The 25,354-nt window shown below is 60.6% G+C and carries 9 protein-coding genes and 1 tRNA gene; 5 read left to right on the top strand and 5 right to left on the bottom strand.

What is annotated here, in order from left to right; translation table 11 throughout:
* The first annotated feature begins 153 nt into the window (after positions 1-153).
* The 3 genes from IPM61_11460 (at position 154) to IPM61_11450 (ending at position 11,033) form a co-directional block, all read left to right on the top strand.
* Positions 154-5,316: a choice-of-anchor D domain-containing protein gene (locus IPM61_11460; GenBank protein MBK8911932.1), complete on the top strand. Its 5,163-nt coding sequence runs from the start codon at positions 154-156 to the stop codon at positions 5,314-5,316.
* A 549-nt stretch (positions 5,317-5,865) separates the two neighbouring features.
* Positions 5,866-6,204, top strand: coding sequence for a hypothetical protein (locus IPM61_11455; GenBank protein ID MBK8911931.1), 339 nt, complete (start codon positions 5,866-5,868; stop codon positions 6,202-6,204).
* Positions 6,186-11,033, top strand: a complete 4,848-nt coding sequence (locus IPM61_11450) for a choice-of-anchor D domain-containing protein (GenBank protein ID MBK8911930.1) — start codon at positions 6,186-6,188, stop codon at positions 11,031-11,033. The genes IPM61_11455 and IPM61_11450 overlap by 19 nt, the downstream gene beginning before the upstream one ends.
* 54 nt (positions 11,034-11,087) lie before the next feature.
* Here the strand turns inward: IPM61_11450 and IPM61_11445 are convergent, their stop codons facing one another.
* Positions 11,088-11,891, bottom strand: coding sequence for a DUF92 domain-containing protein (locus IPM61_11445; protein MBK8911929.1), 804 nt, complete (start codon positions 11,889-11,891; stop codon positions 11,088-11,090).
* Positions 11,892-11,994: 103 nt separating this feature from the next.
* On the opposite strand from IPM61_11445, the gene IPM61_11440 reads away from it, so the two are divergent.
* Positions 11,995-12,076: transfer RNA gene (locus IPM61_11440), tRNA-Leu, on the top strand.
* 120 nt (positions 12,077-12,196) lie between these two features.
* On the opposite strand, the gene xseA is transcribed toward IPM61_11440, so the two are convergent.
* On the bottom strand, positions 12,197-13,420 hold the full coding sequence (xseA, locus tag IPM61_11435; protein ID MBK8911928.1) for an exodeoxyribonuclease VII large subunit: 1,224 nt from the start codon (positions 13,418-13,420) through the stop codon (positions 12,197-12,199).
* Between the two features lie 146 nt (positions 13,421-13,566).
* Between xseA and IPM61_11430 the strand changes: the two genes are divergently transcribed.
* A complete protein-coding gene (locus IPM61_11430) occupies positions 13,567-15,975 on the top strand; it encodes a hypothetical protein (protein ID MBK8911927.1) in 2,409 nt (802 codons plus the stop codon).
* A 223-nt stretch (positions 15,976-16,198) separates the two neighbouring features.
* Here the strand turns inward: IPM61_11430 and IPM61_11425 are convergent, their stop codons facing one another.
* The 3 genes from IPM61_11425 to recG all read right to left on the bottom strand — a co-directional run bounded on the left by IPM61_11425 (position 16,199) and on the right by recG (position 25,342).
* A complete protein-coding gene (locus IPM61_11425) occupies positions 16,199-21,589 on the bottom strand; it encodes a hypothetical protein (GenBank protein ID MBK8911926.1) in 5,391 nt (1,796 codons plus the stop codon).
* A 357-nt stretch (positions 21,590-21,946) separates the two neighbouring features.
* Positions 21,947-22,774 carry a hypothetical protein gene (locus IPM61_11420; GenBank protein MBK8911925.1) on the bottom strand — a complete coding sequence of 276 codons (828 nt, stop codon included), beginning with the start codon at positions 22,772-22,774 and terminating at the stop codon, positions 21,947-21,949.
* Between the two features lie 336 nt (positions 22,775-23,110).
* On the bottom strand, positions 23,111-25,342 hold the full coding sequence (gene recG, locus IPM61_11415) for an ATP-dependent DNA helicase RecG (protein MBK8911924.1): 2,232 nt from the start codon (positions 25,340-25,342) through the stop codon (positions 23,111-23,113).
* Between the last annotated feature and the right edge of the window lie 12 nt (positions 25,343-25,354).

Below are 25,354 nucleotides of genomic sequence, written 5' to 3'. Positions count from 1 at the left end.
CTTCCCCGGGGGCGTGCATCGCAACGGTGCATCGGTTTACCGCCGGTAGATCGCGAAAAAACTCCCTCTCCTCTCTTGTTTTTCTTGGGGGGAAGTGTGATTTTTCTGCGTCTCCATTTCGGTCGTTTGTATCAACCTTATTGAAGGTGTGTTATGCCCCCGATGCTACGATACTCGACGACTTCTCTGCTGCTGCTTCTTTCCCTTGCTTGTTCTCTTTCCGCGCAATCGTTTTCGGTGTTTGGCGTGGATGCTTCGGCGTACCCTGAAATCTCGGCAAAGTACCTTTTGCTGGATGGCGCGGGAAGGCCAATCACCAACCTTTTCACCGATGATTTTTCGATTACCGATAATGGTGTCGCGGCCCAGGCCGTGGTGCAAGCGCAATGCCCCCCACCGACGGATGCCGGCCCGGCCAGCGTGGTGCTGGTGAACGACCACAGCGGCTCGATGATTGAAGAAACCGAATCGGGCGTTTCGCGGTTGGATGTTGTGAAGGAGGGGACCCGCGCATTTTTAACCACGTTCGATTTCCAGCAAGGAAGCGAGGTTGCCCTGACGGCCTTCAACACCAAGCCCTCCATCCTTTGCGATTTCCGCTCCTCCCCCTCCCATTTGATCGCCGCAATGGACACCATGCGTGCCGATGGCGGGACCGACTACAACCCCGCATTTCTTGACGCACTGCTTGGCGGCATCACCATGCTTTCCGACCGCCCCCTCAACAACCGCCGCATCTTGGTGTTCCTTACCGATGGCTTGTCGGGGACGATCACAAAAACGTCGCAGATCATCAACAATGCAAAGGCCTTAAACATCGAGATTCACGTTATCACGATCGGCCTATCCATCCCTTTTTCGCTGCGGCAGATTGCCGAGGAAACCGGCGGGACGTGGTACAGCAACGTCAACAGCAAAGGGGAGATGCAGGGGGTGTATCGCTCGATTGCCATCAGCAACCAGGGCTACGCGCCGTGCACGCTTCGCTGGAAAGTGAAACCCATTTGCGGGGACGAAAGCATCTTCCGCACCGCCAAAATTGAGTTAATCCCGCACGGCAAAAAAGCCGAGGTCCGATACATAGCCCCCGAGGAAAAAGTGGCGGTGCTGGAAGCGCAGCCAGCGTTCCTTTGGTTTGGTGGTTATCCGGAAGGGAGCGGGCGGGTGGTGCAATGCACCATCACCGCAAAGCGCGGGCCGTTCACGGTGCAGGGGGCGACCATTACCGCAGGGCAACCGTTCAGCATCACCGATTGGGGGGGAAGCGTGCCGCCGTTCACCCTGGACGCCGGGCAGCAGCGCGTCCTTAGCGTCCGGTTCGATGCCGACCGGCACGGCTCCTACACCGCACTGCTGCAACTTACCACCGACCCTTGCCCCGCCAACGACATCTTCCTTGCCGGCGGCAGCGACCGTCCGGCGCAGGGAGGGGACCAGATTCAACTCCTTTCTCCCATCAGTGGCGCAATCTATTCCGGCTGCGACAGCATCCTGATTCAATGGGCCGGCCCCCCTCCCGAAACGAAGGTCTGGGTGGAGTATTCCGGCAGCGATAAGCAATGGCACTTTATTGACACCGCCACCGGTGGCCAAATGATGTGGGCACCGCCAAGCGCCGGGCCGTACCGGATTCGCGTCTCGGCAAACGATTTTACCTCTTCCCCACTTTTCACCGTTGCTGGCGGCGGACCCGGTGGGGACCTTATCCAAGCAACCGCTGCCGAACTACGCTCCCCAACGGGAATATCCATCAGCAACAACCGATTGTTTATCGCCGAATCCGGTGGGCACCGGGTGCGGGTGGTGAACTTGCAGACAGGGATTATCAGCACCATGGCGGGAACCGGCGCGCCGGGGAATTCCGGCGATGGAGGCCCGGCCAACCAGGCACGGCTGGCGGGTCCGGCGGGGGTGCTTGCCATGAACGACCGGGCCTACATTGCCGACCACGATAACCACCGCGTCCGCATGGTGGATTTTGCCACGGGGCAGATCAGCACTGCTGCTGGTATCGGCCAAGCGGGGTTCAGCGGCGACGGCGGCGATGCACGGGCGGCGATGATCTACGGCCCGCTAAATTTCACCCTTGGGTCCTACGGATCGCAAGGCATCCCCTACCTGTTTTTCTCCGACGACAGCTACCGCATCCGCGCCATTAGCCTTACCGATGGAACCATCTCCACCGAAGTGGGAAATCGGATTTTGCTGGAACGGGGAACCGCTCGCGGGGCGTATCTGCTTGCCCCCATCGGAATCGCGATGCAGGGGGATGAGATGTTCATTGCCGAGGCAGGAAGCAACCTTGTGCGCCGCGCCGATTTGGGGGCAAACCAGATTCAAGACCTTGTTGGAGTAAGCACCGACCCCGGCAGCAAGCCAATCAGCAATTGGCAACTGCGGTCGCCAACGGGGGTGGCGGTTGTTGGCCAAAACTTATTCATCACCGATGCCAGCAACAACCGGATTCTTCGGGTGAACTTGCTGACCGGAGCAACAAGAACGGTGGCGGGAACAGGGGTTGCCGGCTACAGCGGCGAAGGGAAACTTGCCAACGAAAGCAAGATCAATTTCCCGATGTCGCCACTGGTGTACAACGGCACGCTCTATTTCTGCGATGTTCGGAACAACAGCGTCCGCGCGTTCCAGCTTCCCACCGATGCCGGCGTTGACAGCAACAGCCAAGCATTCACGGTTGCACGCCCCTCCATCCTGCTTCGCCCCTGGACCCCGAACCGCACGGTGGATTTTGGCCGCCAAGCAATCGGCAGCCGGCGCGACACGTTGCTGCCGCAAACCATCTGCAATGTTGGCAGCGTTGCCGCCGCCATTGACTCGTTCGCCATTGTTGGCCCCGACTCCGCCTCGTTCGAAGGCGTATCGGGGTTGACTTCGGACATCCTGAACCCCAACGACCGCCGCACTGTTGAGCTTCGGTTCTTCCCACAACGCGCCGGGACGCTTTCGGCAACGCTGGTGATCTTTGGCCCTTGCGGAATTGCCGACACCCTTGCGCTTCGCGGCGAAGGCCTTCTCCCCTGTGGCCTTACCTTCACCCCGCTGGCCGAGCTTGGCGAAATCGTGCTTGGCAACCAAGCCAAGGATACGGTGCTGACCGTCCCGCTGTGCAACACCGGGTCCGCACCAATCTCGGGCCGATTGGAGTTGAATCCGCCCAACGGAGCGTTCCGGCTTCTTTCCACCGGCGGGAAGTTTACGTTGCAGCCTGGGGATTGCCTAAACGTGCAGGTGCGGTTCGCGCCCCTTGCGTCGGGAAGGATCACGGCGGAATTGGAGTACAACATTCCAACCGAATGTGGATACGCTTCCACAACGCTGTACGGGCGCGGGCTTGCGCCGCAGCGGCTTGCCTCGGTTGCTGGCGTGGGATTCCCCACAACGGTTTGCACCGCCGCCCCGCACGACACCATCATTGCCGTGCAGAACCTGGGCGACATCCCGCTTAGCATCACCAATGCCGACATCCTTCCTGCCGATCAAGGCTTCGCACTGCTGAACCCGCCAACCCCAGCCGCGCCAATGGTGATCCCTGGCGGCGGAAGCGACACGTTGCGGGTGCGGTTCAATCCAGCAACGGCTGGCACAAAAGGGGCCGTGCTGCGGGTGATATCAAACGACCCCGCCAGCCCCTTTGCAATCCCACTCACCGGCCAGCGCGACACCATCGGCGCACGTGCCGAGCAAGGCTCGCTGACGTTTACCCACCCCGCAGCCAGCTTCCCGGTGGATACGTTCGTGGTGGTGTGGAACACCGGAACCTTGCCGATTTCCATCACCGATGCGGGCATTGTTGGGAACCATGCAAGCAAGTTTTTGCTGATGCCAGGGCAAACGCCTCGGGCAATCCTGCCGGGGGATTCCGCGCGGTTTGCTGTGCGCGCGTTGCAGCGTTCGGCGGGGGCGATTTTCCAAGCGGAATTACGGCTGGCCTTCAGCCCAAATTGCGGCCCAGATACGCTGCGGGTTGCCCTGAACACGCTCGGCTCGCGACCGCTGTTGGCGGCCACAACCCCAAACATCCGCCAACTGGTTTGCGACCGCGACACCATGACCGAAGGGACCTTCCAGATTACGAACGAAGGGGCCGACCCGCTGACGATTACCGAAATACGAATCGAAGATGACCCCGACGGCGAGTTCACGCTGCGGCTGCCAAGCGCGCCGCCAATCACCCTTCCCCCCCTTGCCACGCAAACGATTACGGCGCAGTTCCGCCCCCGCAGCAACGGGGTGACGCTGGCCCGCGCCGTGCTGGTGAACGACGGTGCCGACACCGCAATTCGGGTCCCATTGGTGGGGATCAAACAGACCATCAGCTTCATACTCTCGGCACAAACGATTGATTTTGGATTGCTCCCCAGCGGCGGAGCGGCCCAGCAAACAATCACCGCCACCAACACCGGGACCTTCCCGATTGAATGGAATGTGCCGCGCTCGGTTGGGGCGTTCACCATTGTTTCCGCCGCGCCGCCAATCGTGCAGCCTGGGGAATCTTCAACGCTCACCATCCGCTTTGCGCCCGCCGCCGATGGTATTGTTGCCGACAGCATTCTGGTGGCCGAAAAACTTTGCGATCAATCGCTGCCGCTGGCGTTGTTCGGGCGTTCGGGCCGGCAGACCTCCACCCAGGTGACGCTTCCGGTGGCATCGGCCTACGTGGGGCACCAGGTGCTGCTCCCAATCACGCTTCGGATACACGACCCTGCGACGTTCCAACAGATCGCGCCCGATTCCTTCAGCACCACAATCTCCTTCAGCAACGCAATCCTGCGGTGCGATTCGGTGATTGGTGCCCAGCTGGTCTCGCAGGTCCGCGACAAAACCACGGGCCAGGTGACGCTCACCATCGCCGGCGATTACCGCAACAGCGACACACTGGCAACCCTGCTTGGAACGGCGTTGCTGGGGGACCGGAAGATCACTCCGTTGCAGTTCCAATCGTTCGCTTGGAACAAGTGGAACGTGAGTGCCGACACCGTCAACGGAACCTTTGCCATTGTTGGCGATTGCTGGGAAGCGGGGCTGCGGTTTGTGGCGCAACCACGCGTGGTGAAAATCAGCCCGCAACCCGCGCGCGACCAGATCACCGTTGAGGTGGATGCTCCCGACTGGGCAACGCTCCGCTTCCGCCTTGTGGCTGCTGATGGAGCCATCCAACACCAAACCGCGCCGCAGGTGGTTGCCGCCGGGCATCACCATCTGCAGCTACCAGTTCTTAATCTTTCCAGCGGAGTTTATCAGCTGGTGTTGGAAACCGATTACGGATGGGCAGCAACGCCGGTGGTGATTCTTCGATGAGGGTGAGTAGTGGATAAGGGTTTCACCGCCGCGCCCCCCTGCTTCGCCGCAAGCGGCGAAGCGTCCCCCCAATGCTGGGGGGAAATGGGTTTGGCGGTTGATTCCGTTCTCGGTGAAGCTCATGTCACTTCTGGCAGCTACAGACACCGAAGGCTAAAGACACCGAAGGCTAAAGACCTTCGGCTACCCTGTTCCTTGAATCCTGGGGGAAATGGGTTTGGCGGTTGATTCCGTTCTCGGTGAAACTCATGTCACTTCTGGCAGCTACAGACACCGAAGGCTAAAGACACCGAAGGCTAAAGACCTTCGGCTACCCTGTTCCTTGAATCCTGGGGGAAATGGGTTTGGCGGTTGATTCCGTTCTCGGTGAAACTCACCCCACCTCTGCCAGCTACAGACACCGAAGGCTAAAGACCTTTTATCAATCCCGACGGAGGTCGGGGCGGCTACCCTGTTCCTTGAATGCTGGGGGGAAATGGGTTTGGCGGTTGATTCCTTCCTCCGTTCTCTTCATTCTCCTGCCTCAGATATTTTTTCTTCACAGCAATCATGCCCATCTGCCTTATTCTTCGGAACGTGATGCCACTGCTCTGCTGGTTGGTGTGTGGCGGGCTGGTTGCCCTTGTGCCACCGGCGGCCAGCGCGCAGCGGTTTGATCTGTTCGATGTTGACATCACCGCGTTCCCGCTGGTGACGGCGCGGTTTATTGCGTTGGATGCCAACGGGGATGTGGTTCAGGGATTGACCCCGCAAGATTTCAGCATCACCGAGAACGGCGCGCCGGTTGCAACCATCCTTTCCCCACCTGCCCGCCGCAGACCCCACCCCAGAAAACCGCCATTCGGATTCTTGCCGACCGCAGCGGATCCATGGGGAACGGGAAATTAACGCTGGCCATTTCCGGCATGATTGACTTCACCAACAACTTCAATTTCTCCACCGGGAACACCATTGGGCTGACCTCCTACCACAACATTCCCACCACCGAAACCGGTTTTATCGGCACGGCGGAGCCAATCACCAGCAGCCTTGGATTGCTGTATCACACCGGCGGAACCAACACCGCAAACGCGTTGCTGGAGGATGGTGCCGGCGCGATCGCATCGTTCAAAACCGTTCCCGCAGCCACCCGCAAAATGATCCTTCTGGTGACCGATGGCTCCTCCATCCAGCAATCGGATGCCGACTCCATCATCAAGCTGGCAAAGGCCCAGAAGATTGAGATTCATGCGGTCATCATCCGCGCCAGAATCCCTTTTGAGATGCGGCGCGTTGTTGAGCAAACCGGGGGCGAGTGGTTCGACATGGTGACGACCGAGGAGGAATCGCGCGCGGCAATGCGCGGCATTGGGTTGGGCGTTGGCGGGTATCGGCCATGCAAGATTCAGTGGATTAGCCCCATTGGCTGCGGCGCAATCCAGCGGGGGCGCGACCTTGTGATGACGCTGGTTCGGCTGAAGCTGCAGAACCGCCGCAACTACCTTGCCCCCCCCGTTCGGAATGGATTGCTGGAGGCCAGCAACACCTTCCTCTGGTTCGGAACGGTTCCGGCGGGGGGCAGCCGCGATCTTTCCATTCGGATCACCGCCCGGCACGATTCGGTGGTGGTGGCAAGCGCGTTGCTCCTTTCCGGGAAGCCGTTCAGCATTGCCGATTGGGGGGGCGCGCCGCCGCCGTTCACCCTGCAGCGCGACAGCGGGCGCACGGTGGTGATCCGCTACGCCCCGGCATTCCCCACGGTCCCCGACACCGGAACCGTGACGTTCGGAACGCTCCCCTGCCCCAGCGCGCCGGTTGTGGTTGTGGGGGGAACGCCCAAACCGCAACCAACGGGGACCCTGCGGCTGCTTAGCCCCACCGGCGGCGAATCGTTCACCATTTGCGATTCGGTGCCGATTTTCTGGGCCGGCGTTCCATCGGGGACACCGGTGCGGCTGGAGTACTCCGGGGCCGATCGTATCTGGCGGGCAATCACTTCGGTGCAGGGCTATTCGTACACGTGGAAACCGCCAATGGCGGGGGCGTATCGCATCCGCGTTTCCACCATCCCCGACCCACGCTCCATCATCACAACGGTGGCCGGCGGCGGGAACGGCGGCGATAGCATCGCGGCGTTGGGGGCAAAACTTTGGAGCCCCACTGGGATTTCCATCAGCGATAGCATCCTGCTGATTACCGAGGAAGCGGCGCACCGCATCCGGCAAGTCCATCTTCCAACAGGGGTGATTACCACCGTGGCGGGAACCGCGCAACCAGGGTCCAGCGGCGATGGAGGTCCGGCAACGCTGGCGCAGCTTCGCAACCCACGCCACGCGCTGGCCGATGCCCAGCGCATCTACCTTGCCGATGCCGGAAACAACCGGGTCAGGGCGATTGACCGGCGCACAAGGACGATTGGAACCATTGCCGGAAATGGCCAGCCCGGAAACAGCGGCGACGGCGGCGATGGAGTGTCGGCAACGTTCAGCTCCCCGCAGGCGCTGGCGGCGGGAAGAATCGGCCCGGGCCTGGACCCCACGCTGTTCGGCTCCGATGGGGTGGACCGCATACGGGCAATTGACCTGCGGACGCGAACCATCACCACCATTGCCGGCCCAATGGTCCCCGGGGATTCCACCGCTGCGCGGAGCATCCGTTTGGGGAATCCAACATCGGTGGCGTTGCGCGGCGACGAGCTGTTTGTGGTGGAGACCGCAGCGAACGTCGTCCGCCGGATTACCCTTTCCACTGGTGAAGCGGCAATCGTTGCCGGAACTGCCGACGGAGGGGTTGGAGGATTTGGTGGCGATGGAGGTCCCGCCACCGCCGCACGGCTGGACCGCCCTTCCGGGATTGCTGTGGCCGGGCGGTTTGCCTACATCACCGATGCGGCCAACCACCGGATCCGCCGGCTGGACCTGCAAAGCGGCATCATCACCACAATCGCCGGAACCGGAACGCCGGGATTCAGCGGCGACAAAGGGGACCCGTCGGCTGCCCAACTGAACTACCCCACCGCCCCCATTGTGGCCGATAACCGCCTGTACTTCTGCGACCTGAACAACCACCGGGTTCGGGCGATTGATCTTCCTATCGAGCCGCTGCAAGATTCCTCCCGCAGCTTCTTTTCCGTTGAACGCCAGCAGGTGATGTTGTTGGAAGGGGATGCTGGGTTTGCCGGGGTTGTTCTCCGCTATCAGTTTGGCCAGGCCGATTTCCCCAACGCCATTCGCAACCCGGGGACCAGGCCTCTGCAAGTGGATTCGGCGTGGGCAATCGGTCCCGACGCAGCGATGTTCAGCGTGGTTCCTTCCGGACTGCCAGCAACAATCAATCCCGGGGAATCGCTGCCGCTGCGGCTCCGCTTTGGCCCCACCCGCCTTGACACGATTCGCGCTTGGCTGGTGGTGGCCGGAAGCTGCGGCGCACGCGACACCGCAAGCATCTTTGGCATTGGGGTCCAGCCCTGCCAATTCACCCACCAAAGCGTGATAGATATGGGGAACCAGCCCGAAGGGCGAACCCGTTTCGACACCACCGTTGCCCGCAGCATCTGCAACACCGGAACCGACACCTTGCGCGGGGAAGCAGAGATTATCCCAAGCGATGGCCCGTTCCAGATTGCCAGCGGCGGCGGGGCTTTTGCGCTGGCCCCCGGGGAATGCCTGAGCCTTCTTTTACGCTTCTTCCCTGAGCCAGGGAAAGCCGCCAGCGCCGAGCTTCGGTTCACGCTGCAACAAGGGTGCGGGAGCGCCAGCACAATCGTTACCGGGCGGAGCGCGGCAATCCCCACGTTGGGTGCGGTTGCGCCCGTTGCGCTTCCGGCGATTGATTGCGGCGCAGCCGCACGCGACACCATCCTGCAGCTGAGGAACGTCGGCACGGTGGACCTTTCCATCACCACGATTGAGCTTGCCGACAACAACGAAGGCTTCCAACTGCTAAGCATCCCCACGGCAAGCGGGCCGGTCACGGTTCCGCCCCAGGGGGCAATCCAAGTTCCGGTGCGGCTTGCCCCGGCAACCTTCGGCGAAAAAACGGCGACCCTGCGGGTGGTTTCCAACGACCCCACCAGCCCAGCAACCATCGCGCTTCGTGGCCGCCGCGACTCCATCATGCTGATTGCCGAGGTCCCCAACATCACGTTCCGCACCGGAGCCGCCGCCCCGGTTGACACCTTCGTGGCGTTGTGGAACCGCGGGACGATTCCGGCAACGGTGCAGGGGGAAGCGATTGGCGGGAACGACAAAGCGTGGTTCAAATTTCTGGATGGGCAGCTCCCCCGAATCGTTGCCCCGGGCGACTCGGTCCGGCTGCATATTCGGTTGCTGGTGCTTCCGTTCAACACCACGTTCAATGCCGAAATCGCCTTTGGATACCAGCCGAATTGCGCCGACTCCGCAAGGGTGAAACTGCTGGCTTCCGGGAATCAACCAATCGCCACCATCACCCCCCCCGCGTTCGACACCTTGTGGTGCGTGGCCGAGAGCGCGAAGAGTGCGATGATGGAGATTGAGAACAATGGCGGCGCAGAATTGGCGATTGATTCGGCAACAATCATCAACGATCCCGAAGGAAATTTCCGCATTGAAGGGGCGTTGCCGTTGCGCGTTCCGGTTGGCCAGAAAGGTGTTGTGGCCATTGGGTTCCGCCCAGGTTCGGAGGGGGAGAAACGGGGGGCAGTGGTCCTGAAAAACAACGGTCCCAGCGGCCACGACACGATCCAGCTGCGCGGGTATCGCCACGCCATCCGGTTCCTGTTGCTTGACAGCGTTGTGGTGGCGGGAAATCATCCGCCGAACGAAGCCGCCAACTTCACGCTGCGCGTGGTGAACACCGGAACAGCACCGCTGGCTTGGAATCTTCCGGTGAGTGCTGGGGAGTTCCAGATCACCGGCGCAACCCCGGCCAACCCGTTGCCCGGGCAAACCGCGTTGCTGAACGTGCGGTTTCTTCCAACCGCGCCCGGGCAATTCAGCCAGACGTTGGAAATCGTTGATGGAAGATGCGGGGTTGCCGCAACCATCTATGCCAGCGGCGAATCGGGGGAGCGAACGGCAACCACCGTGCGGCTTCCCGAGGCATCGGCGCACGTCAACCAGCCGGTGCGGCTGCCGATTGTGGTGCAGCTGGCCGACCGCGCAGCGTTCAACCGAATCGCGCCCGACACCTTCCGCACCAGCATCAGTTTCAGCACGGCACTGCTCCGGTTCGACAGCGCGGCGGGGGGGGCGGCAACCTATAAGGCCAATCCAAAAACTGGCGATGCGACGGTGGAGCTTGTGGGGCATCTATCGGATGCGAACGCCGACACGATTGCCACCCTGTTCTGCACCGCAATGTTTGGGGACCGGAAGATCACTCCGTTGCAGTTCCAATCGTTCGCTTGGAACAAATGGAACGTGAGTGCCGACACCGTCAACGGGAACTTCACACTGTTGGGCGATTGCTGGGAAGCGGGGCTGCGGTTTGTGGCGCAACCACGCGTGGTGAAAATCAGCCCGCAACCCGCGCGCGACCAGATCACCGTTGAGGTAGATGCTCCCGATTGGGCAACACTCCGCTTCCGCCTTGTGGCTGCCGATGGAACCATCCAACACCAAACCGCGCCGCACGTGGTTGCCGCCGGACACCACCATCTGCAACTGCCAATTCCCGAACTTGCCAGCGGGGTTTACCAGCTGGTGTTGGAAACCGATTACGGGTGGGCCGCAACGCCGGTGGTGGTTCTTCGCTGAGGCTTCTGCGCCTGGCTTTTTCCGCCCCTCGTTCGAGCGTGGCAGATGGAGGAATCACTCACTCCAAACAAGCAATGCCGCTGCCGCAATCGCCCCCACCAAGCAGCACGCAAGGTTGACGGCATCGTTGTTGGCCCATGCGAAGCCGCGGACCAGTTCCGTTGCCGCGCCGCAATGCTCCTTCCGCTCCGTGTCGGCCAAGCAGTGGGGGCAGCGGTAGCCGGCTTGCACGGTTGCGCCAAGCGCGCTGTCGGCAAACGCGCCAGCAATCCCGGCAACCGTTGCGCCGATTGCAAACCGGAGCGAACCACCAACAAACAGCGCCCCAACCCACGCCACCAAGCAAGCCCCGGCAACGCTGCCAACGCTTCCCACCAACGACACCCCACCCGAAGTCCCCGGCGGAACCAGCCGGAAGGTGAGGACCGAGCGGACGCTTCCACGGCTTAGCACGCCAATTTCCGTTCCCCATGTGTCGGCAGCGGCGGCGGAAAGGGACCCAACAAAAGCGGCATACCAAAGCGGATCGGGATGGAGGAAGTTCAGCACCACCGCCACGCCAGCAACGCCACCATTGGCAAGCACCTGCCCGGCATCGCGCTCCCCCCCTTTTTCAAACACCTCGGCAAAATCGCGCCGCGCACGCCGCTTGCTGATTGCGGAAAGAAGGCTGCTGAACACAAAGAACGCCAGCAACGGGGCCGCCCATGCAACCCCGCCCAACCCGAACGTCACGCTTCCCAGCAATGCCGTTGCCACCGCGCCGGACCGCGAAAGCGCACGGGCACGCCGCGCCGCAATCGCCACCGCAGCCGCAGCGGCAACACCGCCCAGAAATTGTTCGGTTGGAAAGCTCATTGGAAGACTCATGCACCCAGCAGCGGGTCCAAATTACCATCTTGAACATCTTCGGCGTGCGGCAGGATTTCCGCGCCGATTATATTTGCCCTCCCTTCAGTGCGCGGAAGTGGCGAAACTGGCAGACGCACCATCTTGAGGGGGTGGCGCCGTAAGGCGTGCGGGTTCAAGTCCCGCCTTCCGCACAAACGCCGGGTGAGCAAGCTCATCCGGCGTTTTTTATTGCTTGCAACTGGCAGCCGGTTGGTGTGGCGGAAGGGTGAGGTGCCGCGCCAGACAATCCTTGCCAGTGTTGTTTGCCAACGTTATTCCCCAATCACCGCGCTGCGTGTTCCATCGGCCATGGTGATTGCAACCTCGGTTCCCGCTGGCAATTGGGCGATTCCGGTTTGGGGAACTCCATCGCGCTCAACAATCGCATAGCCGCGCCGCAGCACGTTTGCCGGGTTCAGGGCCTGCAGCGATGCCTGCATCAGCCGCAGCCCCTCCGATTGGCTGCGAAGATGCCCCCGAAGCCCGCGGTTGGCGCGCCCGGTTAGCTCGTCCAGCCGCTGCTCGTGTGTTCGGATCAGGTCCGCTGGGCGGGAGAATCCACGGCTGCGAAGCAATGCCTGCAGCTCGCGCTGGTGGGAACGGATCAGCACCGAAACTTGGTCGCCCATCTGCTGGGCGATTCCTTCCACGTACTCCAACAACTCCAATTTGTCGCGCACGGCAAGCTCGGCAGCGGCGGTTGGGGTTGGTGCGCGAAGATCGGCAACGAAGTCGGCAATGGTGAAATCGGTTTCGTGGCCAACGGCGCTGATCACCGGAATCTCCGACTCAAAAATCGCCCGCGCCACCGCCTCCTCGTTGAACGCCCACAGGTCTTCGGCGGATCCGCCGCCGCGCCCAACAATCATCACATCAATCCCCCCCACGGCATTCAGCGTGCGGATGCCACGCGCAATCTCGGCTGCAGCCGCCCCTCCCTGGACCAATGTTGGATAGAGCATCACGTTCACCAACGGCATTCGGCGGCGGAGTGTGGTCAAGATGTCGCGCAGGGCGGCCCCATCGCGTGAGGTGACAAGGCCGATGGTTTTTGGGAACTCCGGCAGCGGCTTCTTCCATTCGGGGTCGAACAAGCCTTCGGCCAGCAGCCGCGCCTTCATCGCCTCGAACGCCATTGCCAACGCCCCCTGGCCCAGCGGGAACAAGGTGGTGCAATCAAGCTGATACTGGCCGCGTGGCTCGTACAGGGTGATGCGCCCCCCGGCCACCACGCTCATTCCGTCGCGAATGGCATGGCGAAGCTGCCGCCCGCGCCACAGCACACACCCCAGCGATGCCCCGGCATCTTTCAGCGTGAAATAGGTGTGGCCGCTGGCGGCGCGATTCCAGCCGGAGATTTCCCCCTGGACCAACACTTCTGGGAACCCAACTTCCAACACCTCGCGCAGCTGGCGCGTGAACTGGCTAACGGTTGGGATTTCCGGCTGGGACGGGGTTGCGGCGGGGGGTGCTTCCGAAGCGCGACGAATAACCATAGGGCGCGAACTTAACCATTGGGCTGTATATTTGGCGGCCTTTGTGCAAACTCACACTCTTGTTGGCGCACGCGCAAAGGCCGCGATTATCCGTGGTTGTCCGTTCCCCAGAACCAGGTCTTTCATCTTCATTTTCGTTCCGACCCATGGCAAAACAGCCGTCAAAAAAACGGGAGATTGAACCCCTCACCGTCCGCAATCCACGCCGTGCAGCCGCCGCATCGAAGCCGTTATACGAGCCGCCCAACTACGTTGCCTACGGCATTTTCATCCTGATTACACTCCTGTTTTTCAGCCCCTTTCTGTTCGGGAGCGGATATTTGTGGGAAGATTTTTTGGAGCAATTCTTCCCCCACGAAGTCTTTGCTGCGCGGAACTTCAGCCAAGGGGTGATACCGTTTTGGAACCCTTACGCCTTCTGCGGAATGCCGTTTTTGGCCGATCTCCAAAACGGCTTCTTCTACCCCGGCAACCTGCTGATGTACCTGTTCAGCGGCGGCGACCTGACGGCGCGGCTGGCGCAATTTTTTGTGGTTGCCCACTACTTGGTGGCGATGATCGGCGCGTGGAAACTTGCACGCCAGTTAGGGATTGGCCAATGGGGCGGAATCTTCAGCGGCATTGCGTGGGGCCTGTGCGGAATGATGGTTGCCCACATGATCCACCCGAACATGATCTACCACCTTGCCTGGTTCCCCTTTGTGCTGATGTTCTTCCACCGTGGCGTAACCCAGCGGAGTTGGCTGCACGGCATTCTGTCGGGAATTATTCTTGGGCTGACGATGCTGAGTGGGCACCCGCAATCGGCACTGTTTATGGTTTTCTACATGGCCTGCTTCACCCTTTTTCTTCTGCTCCCCGACCTTCGCGGAAGCGATGCCGAGCGGAAAGCCACCGCCTGGAAAGGCGCGGCGATTGCCCTGCTGGTGGTGGCCATTGGCGCGGGCATTTTTGCAATCCAACTGCTTCCCGCCCAGGAGCTTGCCGGGCTTAGCGAACGCGCCGCCAGCAGTTACGAGAAATCGCTGGAAGGCTCCATCACCATTGGCCATTTGGTGACGTTGGTTGTTCCAAAATTCTTTGGCGTTGTCACCGGAAACACGCCGCAAGGGATGGAGTATTGGTACCGCCCCGAGACGTTCTACTTCTGGGAGACCTGCATCTACGTTGGCGTTGTGACGCTGCTGTTGGCCGCGATAGGGCTGGCCTCCAAACGGCTGGGCGCGCTCCGGTGGTTTGTTGCTGGGATGGCGTTGTTCAGCCTTCTGTATGCTTTGGGGGATAGCTTCTTCCTCCATCCAATCATCAACAAGCTGCCGTTGTTCGGGAGCTTCCGCGTCCCCACCCGCATGATGCTGTTTTTTGGATTGGGCGCGGCGTTGCTTGCGGGGGTTGGGCTGGAGCGTGCAATCCGCCCCGACGACGACGGCGAATCGCCCGCGCTGATGCGGACCACGTGGATTGCCGGCGGGATCATTGTGCTGATTGGATTGCTTTCGGTAAGCGGAGTTCTGGGGGGGATGTTCAACGCCCCCGCCGAAGTGGCAAAGGCAACGGGGGCAACGGGGATCACGCCAATTCTGATTGGGCTTGGCGCGGTTGCGGTGCTTTGGGCCGGGCTGAAACGGAAGATGCCCGGGGCCGGGGTGGCCGTGGCGCTGCTGCTGCTTGGGACGATTGACCTGTTCATTTTTGGCGCGGAACAGAACCCATCGCCGAACAACCCAGAGCAGATCTACCAGCGGAACGATGAGCAATTCGCGATGCTGAAAGCCCAAGCCCCCGACCGGTTGTTCCGCGTGAAGATGCGGGAATCGGGGGCGATGCTGATGCAACGGAACCAAGGGCCGTACAGCCAGATCATGCTGTTCGAAGGCTACAACCCGCTGCTGCTTGCGCGGCGCGTTCCCCCGGCCCAAGCCGCCGGCCAACCCGGGAACTACGAACCCGCCTACGACCTGATGAACATCCGCTACGCCGTGCGGGTTGATGCCGCCACCCGCAGCGCAGGGCTTGCCGAACGCCCCACCGCCTTCCCCCACGCACGGATGCTGTACGATTACCGCGTGGCCGACACCGCTGCAATCAAGAAGATGCTGGGAAGCGGCGAAATTGATCTTTCCAAAACGGTGTTGTTGGAGAAAGAGCCAAGCGTGAAACCGGACGGAACCGGAAGCGGAACCGCCACCATCAGCCACTACGACCCCGCACGAATTGAGGTGGGTGTGAAGACCGACAAAGCAGGGATTTTACTGCTGAGCGAGGTCTGGTATCCGGCCTGGCACGTTTATGTTGACGGCGCGGAGACGGAGCTTCTGACAGGCGATTACTCGCTGCGGGCAATCGCCGTTCCGGCGGGGAACCACACGGTTGAGCTGCGGTTCGAGTCATCGGCCTACTCCACCGGAAAATGGATCACGATTGCAACGCTGCTTCTATCAATCGGCGGCGCGGTGGCAATGGGGGTGAGAAGAAAACGGGGAACACCCTCACAGGTAGCGGCCCCGATTCATCGGGGCCCAGTGATAGCACTGAAGGATGACACCGAAGGCTAAAGACCTTCGGCTACCCTGTGGCGGGCGGAGCCGTGGCGATCCCACAGGTAGCGGCCCCGATTCATCGGGGCTCAGTCTTCTCGCCAAGATGATACACCGAAGGCTAAAGACCTTTTATCAATCCCGACGAAGGTCGGGGCGGCTACCCTGTAGGCGGGCCAATAACAACCGGAGGAACCGCTGTTGCCAGCGATTCCTCCGGGTCCACCAACCAGTGCCTTCGTTAGTTCGTTAGCACCAGTCTTTGTACGTCGCGGCGTGCGCCGGCAATAATCTCAACAAGGTAAGTTCCGGCTGGTTCCCCTTTGCCGCTCCATTCCACCGCATGAACGCCCGCCGGAAGCTGGCGGTCCAGCAGATCGGCAACCGTTCCCCCCAACAAATTCAGCACCCGAACCTTCACATTCCCCGACTCCGGCAAGCGGAAACCCACGGTGGCCGCGCCATTGCTGGGGTTCGGGAAAACGCGTAGGCTAAGCCCCGATTCGCGCAGTTCCCCGGTTTCCCCGGGCACAGCCTTTGCCGCGCCAGAAACCGCCGACGGCTGGAACATCAGCACTCCGCCAGCCGAGGCGGTGAACGTTCCGGCGGGATTTTCCGCCACCGTCACCACGCCGTTGCTGATGGCTATCTGATATTTCCCCGCAGGCTTCATTCCGCACAGCAGATGGGTTGCGCTGGTTGCCCCAACCAACGGGTAGTTGGTGGAAGCAATCGCCAGCGGAACCGTCCCCGCTCGGTTATTGAACAGCACCAGATACTCCTCCCCCGCTGCGGTGATAATTCGGGAACCGATCATCAGTGTGTCGGTGGTGGCGAACGCGCTGGTGGTCAGCTCCGAAAGGTTCGCCGGCCCAACTTGCATCACCGTCAGGAACGGCATTTCCAGCGGGTTCAGTGTGTCGCGCGCTTCCACCCGCCACGTGTTGCTTTGGAACAGGTAGTTCAAGCTGGGATCGTTGTAGGTGTTGTCTGGATTGCTGTTCTGCAAACTGTACTTGGTGTACCCGACGGTTGCCGGAATCACCGTGTGCATCCAAATGCGCGAGGCCCCTTTTTCGGCATGGATGCTTTTCCCGTTGATTGTTGGCTGGTCCGGGAAATGCCAGCGCAGATGCTTCCGATAAGCCCCCAAAGGGTTGTTGCTGCTTTTGGCCTTGATCTGGTCGTACGTGACAAAAATTCCGGGACCTTTCAGGTACACGAAGTTCCGGTAGAACTTCTCCAGCTTCCGCTGTGTGGTGTCGGAAAGTTGGGTGCTGGATTGCGTTGCCGGGTTCCAGCCCGCAAAGTTGTAAGCCGATGCCAAATCGCTTCGGGCGTAGCCGTAATCCTCGGTGAATTCGTTGGCCACCGGGCGGTCGAATCCGTACACATCTTGCCCGCCGATGTTCCCACTGGACTTCCGTTGGTAGTCGCCGTAGTCGTCGAAGAACAGGGTGTTCTTCACGCCGGAGTAATCGGTGTAGCCAATGCCGTTGCCAACAATTCCCAACCCTGTTGGTCCCCCTTTCCAATTGCTTGGGCTGATAAGAAGCTGATCCCGCCCGCGAACGATATGCAGGTGCCCGGCGTGCAGATGCTGGTGGTCCCCCCATTTCGCGCTTCCCATTTGCAACGATGCCCACACCGCTCCGGTGTCCCAACTGCTCCGCATCATGTAGTATGGGATTGCGCCGTTCGGGCTGCTGCCGTTCGGCGTTACGCTGTTGATGTTGTTGTACCACGTTGGCATCACCGCTGGCGTTGCGGGCCGGGTGAAGTCCTGGTAGTAGAAGGCTTCCCATTCGCGCAGCTCAATAACGCGGACATCTTGGGCGTAGAAATTCCAGGTGTGGTTCTGGGCCATTTCCACGTTGGCAAAATGCTGGGCAGTGGGTCCATCGGGTGTGGATTGCAGCACAAACGACAAGCGATGCGGCAGCCCCGGTTGGATTGCGACGGCGTTGTTCCCCCCCCAATCGCCAATTGGGTCAATCATAAAACGGCTTGGCATCAGCGAATGGCGAAGCGAGCGGTACATCCCGCTGAACCAGCCCGGATATTGCTGGAAGAAGTCTGGTCCGCCAGCAGTTTTCATTGCCTGAAGCAGGTCAATCATCTGGCTGAACTCGCCATTGCCGTAGGCCCACCCCTGGAAGTTATGCCCGCCCCGGAACGGCGTGCCGTAAATGCCCGGGGTGGAGCTTGGGATTCCCCAGATTGAGCCGACGTAGTTCCGCACGCTCCCCTCAAAATCTTGTTTGCGGTTGCTGGCGGGGATGTCGGTGGAGGCAAGGTTTGGCGTAAGCGTGCCATCCATCCGGACGATTGCCCAATCAATCAGATGCTGGGCGCGTGGGTTGTCGCCGTAGCTGGCGTAGCCCATCCACCCCGCGGCTGCCATGTGGCCGCCGTAGTGGTTGCCGTTCGATGGTCCGTTGTTCTCGTAAGCACTTCCGCCAGGAACCCGAAGCGAGTCGAACCAGCGGTTGAACAGCGTCACCATCTGGTTTTTGCGGGTCGCGCCCAGGTGGTCGTAGCACCAATCGAAGATGATGGCCGCCGCCGGGCCAACATAGCGCGACGGGAAGGCGTTCCCCAGCGTCATCGGCGAACGCCCGATTGGTGGCTGGTTTGCCGGGTCGTACTCGGCGCGGATGAACTCGTCGGCAATCGCCAGCAGCTTGTTGCAGTAGTTGGTGTCGCCGGTCATCTGCCACGCAAACGCCAGCGGTATCACATCGCTGTACCACCCCTCCCCCTGATAGCCGTAGAAGATGGTGTTGGCAAACCAGTTGTAGGCGGTTGCGGTTTTGTACTGGGTGATTGGATAGGTCAGAAGAATGTCCGCACGGGTTTTCAGCGCGGTCCATGTTGGGTCGTTGGCTTGGACCTTCGCAAGCAGCGCGGTCTTGATTGCCGGGGTCAGCAGCAATCGCGGGTGGCCAGCGATGATCGCTCCGCCGCCGTTGTTGTTTCCGCCACCGCCATTGTCTCCGCCGCCGCCGTTGTCTCCACCACCGCCGTTGTCTCCGCCGCCATTGTCTCCGCCGCCGCCGTTGTTTCCACCACCTCCATTATCTCCGCCGCCTCCATTGTTTCCACCACCTCCATTATCTCCGCCGCCTCCGTTGTTCCCATCATCGTCATCTCCGCCACCTTGCGGCGTGCCTCCGGGCGGGGTGAACTGCAGGACCCCAGCGGCGGTTGTTGTGAACGCCCCGGTTGGGTCCTTGGCCACCACCACAAACGTTCCTTGCAGCTCCACAGTGTAGGCGGTGTTTGGCTCAAGCCCGCACAGGGTGTGGGTTCCGTTGATCGAGCCAACAAGGGGATAGTAGGCGTAGGTGATTGGCTGCGGCACTTGCCCGGGGCGGTTGTTGAACAGCATCACATAGTCCCGCCCGTCGGCAAGCTCGATAGTGGTTCCAATCATCAACGAATCAGTGGTGTAGAAAAGCTCCGATGTCGGTTCCGCAAGGGATGTGGTTCCGGCCTGCATCACCGTTAGGAATGGCTGCTGGAGCGGGTTGGCCGCATTACTGACTTCGGCGCGGTAGGTTTTGCTGCTGAACAGATAGTTCAGCCACGAACCCCACGTGTTGTCGGGGTTGCTGACCAAGCTGGTGGTGGTGATTGTTGGGCTTGCCGGAAGCAGTGCCCGCATCCACAGCCGGGCATCGCTGTTATCCACGCGGATGCTGCTTCCGCTAACAACGGGCTGGGTTGGGAAATGCCAGCGCAGCCGCTTGCGGTAGGCACCGTTGGCGTTGCTGCTGGCGGCGGCTTTTACGCGGTCGTACACCACAAACAAGTTTGCCGGGCGCAGATAGACGAAGTTTCGGTAGAAATACTCCAGCTTCCGGTTGGTTGTGTCCCCCACCGAACGTGGCCAGTCCATGTTGTTGTAGGCGGTGGAAAGGTCGGCACTGATATAGCTGTAGCTGGGGTTCATCTCCTGGGCAACAACTTTATCCTTCCCGTGCGGTCCCTGGCCGCCAACGCGGGTCGAGCTTGTGGATTGGTAGTCGCCGAAGTCATCGAAATAGAGAGTGTTTTTCGCGCCGGAGTGGTCGCTAATCACCGGCCCCAAGCTGGTGACCCCTAATCCCGAGGAATCCCCTTTCCATGTTGTTGGGCTTATCAGCAGACGGTGGTTCCCTTTTGCAAGCTCGATATGCCCGGCTTGATAATGCATGAACTCATCATACACCTGCGCCCCCATATTCACGCTTGCCCAGACCGCATTGCTCCCCCAGGAAGAGCGCATGGTGAAATATGGAATAGCTCCGTTGCCGGCCCCGGCCGCTGGGTAGTTCGGCGCAAATGGGGTGTAGGCAAGGGGAAGCGCAACCGTTGCGCCGCTTCCTGCGGTGTTCCGGTACAGGAACTCCTCCCAGGGTTGCAACGCCGCAACGCTAACGCCCGCCACCGAGGAAGAAGTGGGTGGGATTTCATCCCACGCAAAGGTTGCCGCCGCCGCGCCAACGTTCGGGACCGAAGCCAGCGCGGTGGCAATCCGTGCGGGAAGCCCACGCTCCACAACGGCCCCCTGGCTTCCGCGCCACTCGCCGTTGGGATCAATCAGCAGGTTCCCCGGAAGCGTGGCTTGGCGGTGGGCTATGAAGATGTCGGCCAGATATGTTTGATACATTCCCGGCAGGTCCTCCCCCGTTGCCGATTTCACCACCAGCATGTAATCCACCATCCGCCCGAACTCGGCATTGCCGTACCACCAACCTTGCGGGAAGATTCCCCCTTTCATCGGCGCGCCGGTTGCCCCTTGCGTTGTGGAAGGAACGCCCCAGCGCGAACCGAACCACGACTTGATCCCCCCGGTGAAGCCTTGCATCCGGTAGGTGGTGGGGTAATCGCTGGAGGAGAGCGTTGCCGATTGAGTGCCGTCGAACCGGGCGCGTGCCCAGTCAATCATCCGCTGCGACGCGGTGTCGTCGCCAGCAATGGCGTATCCCATCCATGCGGCGCAGCTAAGATGCGAGCCGAACCACGCGCCGGTGGCTGGGCCATTTTTTTGATAGACATCGCTGCTGGCCGAGCCATTCCGCAGGTGGTTGAACCATTTGACCATCACCGCACGGAGCTTGGCTTTGCGTGCCGAATCAAGCCGGGAGTGGCACCAATCGTACAGCACGGCGATTGCCGGGCCAACATGGCGCGAGGTGTAGGAGCGGTCCAGCGTGATCGGGGATTTGCCCGTTCCCTGGTTGTCCGGGTCGGCATCGGCGCGGATAATTTCATCGGCCAACGCCACGGCTTTGTTGGCGTAGTTCGTGTCGCCGCTGATTTGCCACGCCAGCGAAAGGGTGAACGCCGCGTGCATCCAGCCGGAGCCGTTCCCCTCGAAATAGATGGAGTTGGAGTACCAGTTGGAGTAGTTGTTGTACTTACACTGGACGATGGTTTGGTTCAGCAGCGCATCGGCTTTGGACTTCAGCGCAAGCCATGTTGGATGGTTGCTGTTTTTCTTTGCGGTCAGTGTGGTTTTCACCGTGGGGGTCAGCAAGATTCGGGGATGCCCGGCAACCGGGGTCAACCCGGAAGCCAGCCCCTGCGTGGTGATCCCCGCCAGCGCAACAGCCCACAGCGCAAGCAGAAAGCGTAAAAACTTCATGGTGATCTCTCTCCTGTGTTGGTGATTGGAATTTGTGTGGCGGTAAAGCTGGCAACGGGAACTCACAGAATACTCACAGAAAAGGGAGGGCAGCAAGGTGGGCCAAACGATTTGGGAACGTTCGGTGCTTTGAAATATCAGCAACTCACCCTACGCAAAGCATAGGGTTGCAGCGGCCTAGGGTTCGCGCAGGTTCTGAAGGGGACTCCGCGCGCTGGTGGCCATGCCCCCACCTCTTCCGCCCAAACAGGAGATGGTAGGTGGTGATGAACAAAAAAATCAGATAAAAAGATTCAGAAAGGTTGGCTCGACACATCTCCCCTTCCTTTCTTCCCCCCTTCTCCAGTTTCCTCCCCCTCACTCCTCCACCACTTCTTCGGCAAACAGTGGTGTCTGGTGGCGGAAGGTGGCAAAGGTGTAGCCAAGGTAAAGGGAAAGAAGGTCCGATGGTTGGTCGTAGTACAGGGCGTTGCTGGTTCCGTCGGGGTTGATGGTGCGGATGTCGTAGGTGATGGTGGACCGGTAGTAACGCATGGCCAGCGCAAACCGATTCCAGAACGAAGAAACCACCCCAACCGAAAAACATGGCGCGGCGGCAATGGAGGAATGCTGCGTGATTGCCCCGCGCTCGGAAGCCAATCTCACCAACGAACTGCTCCCCACCACAAACCCAAACTGCGACTGCACGCCAATGCTCCAGTTGTTGGCCAGTTGGTAGTTCCCCTCGAATCCGGTCAGGACCGAGGCCGTGACCCAGGGGCCGGCCTCAACAATGGGGTTGGCATCGGGGGGGATGTTGAACTCCTGCGCCAGCGCGGCCTTCACCCCCGATTGATCGGAACCGTTGGCGGAAACCAACAACGTGGAAACCCACCCGGGCGAAACCAGCAACGCAAACGAATCGGCGTGGACGGTGTACTCTATCCCTGCGGAGAATCCTGGGGTTGCGAACCCGGGGCGCACTCCAGTTGTTTCGGCATACTCACCCATGGGGAACGCTCCGCCAGCAATCGCCGTCAGCTTGCTGCCGAACCGCAACGTGTCAATGGGGATAAGGATTGGAGCCGATGCCGCAACCGCCATTGCCGAGTCGTTGCTTGGCGATGGATCGTTGTTCTGCGCAGCAGCGGGATACCACGCCAGCATGGCGAGGGCGAGAAGTGGAAACAGACACCGAATTGCCATAACAGATGCTCATAGTGGAAAAGAATGAATGATTTCCCGGCGGGCATCTTCCCCTCCACGCAATGCTGCCATTGCCATGCAAGGGGAAGCGGCATCAAGATAGCGGTTGCGGTCGCTCCTCACAACGCCCCTGCCAAAGGCTAAAGATCTGCTATGAATCCCGACTGAGTCGGGGTGGCTACCGGTGTGATTCCCCCAACGAACCGGCGGTGGGTGACACCGAAGGCTAAAGACCTTTTATGAACCCCGACTTCATGTCGGGGCGGCTACCTGTTTGATTTTCTCAACGAACTGGCGGTGGAGAACGATAACCGCTTGCCCCACCCCTTTTCCCATCTACCCAACATCAGCATATTTCAGCGAGCGTTTGATGGAGTCTTGGAAGGCTTGGGCGATGCGCTGGTTGGCGGGCGATTGCAGCTCAGGGTCGCGGCGGATGACCCCGAACGCTGCGTCGCGGGCCGCCCCAACGATTGGCCCATCGGTGATAAGGTTGGCGTGGTGGAACTCCGGCAACCCGCTTTGGCGCGTTCCCACAACATCGCCGGGGCCGCGAAGCTCAAGGTCAATTTCGCTGATGCGGAAACCGTCGTTGGTCTCGGCCATTGCGGCCAGCCGGCGGATTGCGGCGCGGCGTTCCTGGCGTGCCTCGTTCGCGCTGATCCCGCGCCGCATCTGGTAGCGGTAGTGGTCCTTCGTCAGCAAGATGCAGAAGGATTGATCGGCACCCCGCCCCACCCGCCCGCGAAGCTGGTGCAGCTGCGACAACCCAAACCGCTCGGCATTCTCAATCACCATCACCGAGGCGTTCGGAACGTCAATGCCCACCTCGATCACCGTGGTGGCGATAAGAATATCCACCTTCCGCTCAAGGAAATCACGCATGGCGTCCTCCTTCTCGTACCACAGCATCTGCCCATGAAGCAGCCCCAAGCGGAGGTCAGGGAAGACGCTCTCCTTCAAGAACTCGTAATGCTCCACTGCCGACTTCAGCTCCAATTTCTCCGACTTCTCCACCAGCGGATAGACGATGTACGCCTGCCGCCCGGCCATCACCTCGCTTCGGACAAAATTCCAGACAGCATCCAACTGATTCTCGAACCGAATGGCGGTGCGGATTGGCTTGCGCCCTGCGGGAAGCTCATCAATGATGCTGACATCAAGGTCCCCGTACAGGGTCATTGTTAGGGTTCGGGGGATTGGGGTGGCGGTCATAATCAGGGTGTCGGGGCGGCGACCTTTGTTCCGCAGCCGTGCGCGTTGCTCAACGCCAAAGCGGTGCTGCTCATCAATCACCACCAGCCCAAGATTGGCGTACTCCACCCCCTCCTGGAACAGCGCGTGGGTCCCCACAATGATGTTCGTCTCGTTGTTCCGAAGCTGATATAGCACCTCCTCGCGTGCCCGTTTTTTTTGCCCCCCCACCAACTGCGTCACCTTCACCGGCAAGCCTTCCAACAGCCGTTGCAGCGTGCGGGCGTGTTGCTCGCTCAAGATTTCGGTGGGGACCATCATGGCGCATTGGTAGCCGTTCTCCACCGCCACCAGCATTGCCAACACCGCCACGATTGTTTTGCCGGAACCAACGTCCCCTTGCAGCAGTCGGTTCATTGCCGTTGGCTTCTCCATGTCGGCCAAAATCTCCTTCATTGCGCGGCGTTGCGCGGCGGTAAGCTCAAAACCGAGCTTGTCCAACAGCTGCCGCGCAAGGGCACTGTGGATGTTGAAGCTGATGCCTGGTTCGGAGCTAAGCTGGACCTCCTTCCGGTAGGCAAGGCCAAGTTCAAAGAAGAAGAGTTCCTCGAACTTCATCCGGTACAACGCTTGTTTCAGAAGCTCTTCATCGCCCGGGAAGTGCATCTGATAGACGGCATCGGCAAGGGGGAGCAGTGCGTACTCGCGGATCAGTTCATCAGTTAAGGTTTCGCGGAGTTCCTCGGCAACGTATCGCTGGAAGGTGGCTTCCATCAGCTTCCGCATGGAGCGGCTGCTAAGCCCTGCGGATTTCATCCGTGCGGTTTCGCGGTACTGCGGGATAATCCGCCCGCTGTGGATCAACCCCCGCTCCTCCTCCTCCAATTTTTCAATTTCGGGATGGGTCCATTGCAGCATTCCGCCAAAGATTTCTGCCGGGCCGCTAATCGCCAGGCTATCCCCCACTTGGTAGGATTTGATGAAATACTGCGCCCCTTGGAAGAAGACCAGATTGGCATCGCCGGTTGGGTCCCCAACGCGCATAATCAGCCGTTTCTGCCCGCGTCCGCTTTGCAGAATTTCCATCCGGCGGACCGTCACAATGGCGGTGATTTGGTCGGGGATTCCTTCCTCACCACCAAGCAGCAGCCTGGTTTGCCGAAGCGGGAGCACGGTGCGGCGGTCCAGATATGACTTGGGGGTGAACATCAGAAGGTCCCGCACGGTCCGCACGCCAGCTTCGGCCAATGCAGCGGCGCGTGCTGGGCCGATTCCTTTCACGAACTGCAGGGGGAACAGATCCCCCCCGGCGTTCTTCACATCCTCGGCTTTAATTTCTCCTTCGGGGCGTGTGCGTTTTGCGGGAGTTGTCATTACTTTTGCGCG

This window comes from Chlorobiota bacterium (assembly GCA_016710285.1).
In the GTDB taxonomy this organism is placed as follows: domain Bacteria; phylum Bacteroidota; class Ignavibacteria; order OLB7; family OLB7; genus OLB7.
The sequence above is the reverse complement of the archived record's forward strand: the minus strand, read 5'-3'. Positions and strand labels throughout refer to the sequence as shown.

What these genes read in the sequence shown, in the direction of transcription:
- IPM61_11450 (MBK8911930.1), top strand. Translation starts at nt 6,186, where the DNA reads ATGGGGAACGGGAAATTAACGCTGGCCATTTCCGGCATGATTGACTTC.
- IPM61_11460 (MBK8911932.1), top strand. Translation starts at nt 154, where the DNA reads ATGCCCCCGATGCTACGATACTCGACGACTTCTCTGCTGCTGCTTCTT.
- IPM61_11445 (MBK8911929.1), bottom strand. Translation starts at nt 11,891, where the DNA reads ATGAGCTTTCCAACCGAACAATTTCTGGGCGGTGTTGCCGCTGCGGCT.
- IPM61_11420 (MBK8911925.1), bottom strand. Translation starts at nt 22,774, where the DNA reads ATGGCAATTCGGTGTCTGTTTCCACTTCTCGCCCTCGCCATGCTGGCG.
- recG (MBK8911924.1), bottom strand. Translation starts at nt 25,342, where the DNA reads ATGACAACTCCCGCAAAACGCACACGCCCCGAAGGAGAAATTAAAGCC.
- IPM61_11455 (MBK8911931.1), top strand. Translation starts at nt 5,866, where the DNA reads ATGCCCATCTGCCTTATTCTTCGGAACGTGATGCCACTGCTCTGCTGG.
- IPM61_11425 (MBK8911926.1), bottom strand. Translation starts at nt 21,589, where the DNA reads ATGAAGTTTTTACGCTTTCTGCTTGCGCTGTGGGCTGTTGCGCTGGCG.
- IPM61_11430 (MBK8911927.1), top strand. Translation starts at nt 13,567, where the DNA reads ATGGCAAAACAGCCGTCAAAAAAACGGGAGATTGAACCCCTCACCGTC.
- xseA (MBK8911928.1), bottom strand. Translation starts at nt 13,420, where the DNA reads ATGGTTATTCGTCGCGCTTCGGAAGCACCCCCCGCCGCAACCCCGTCC.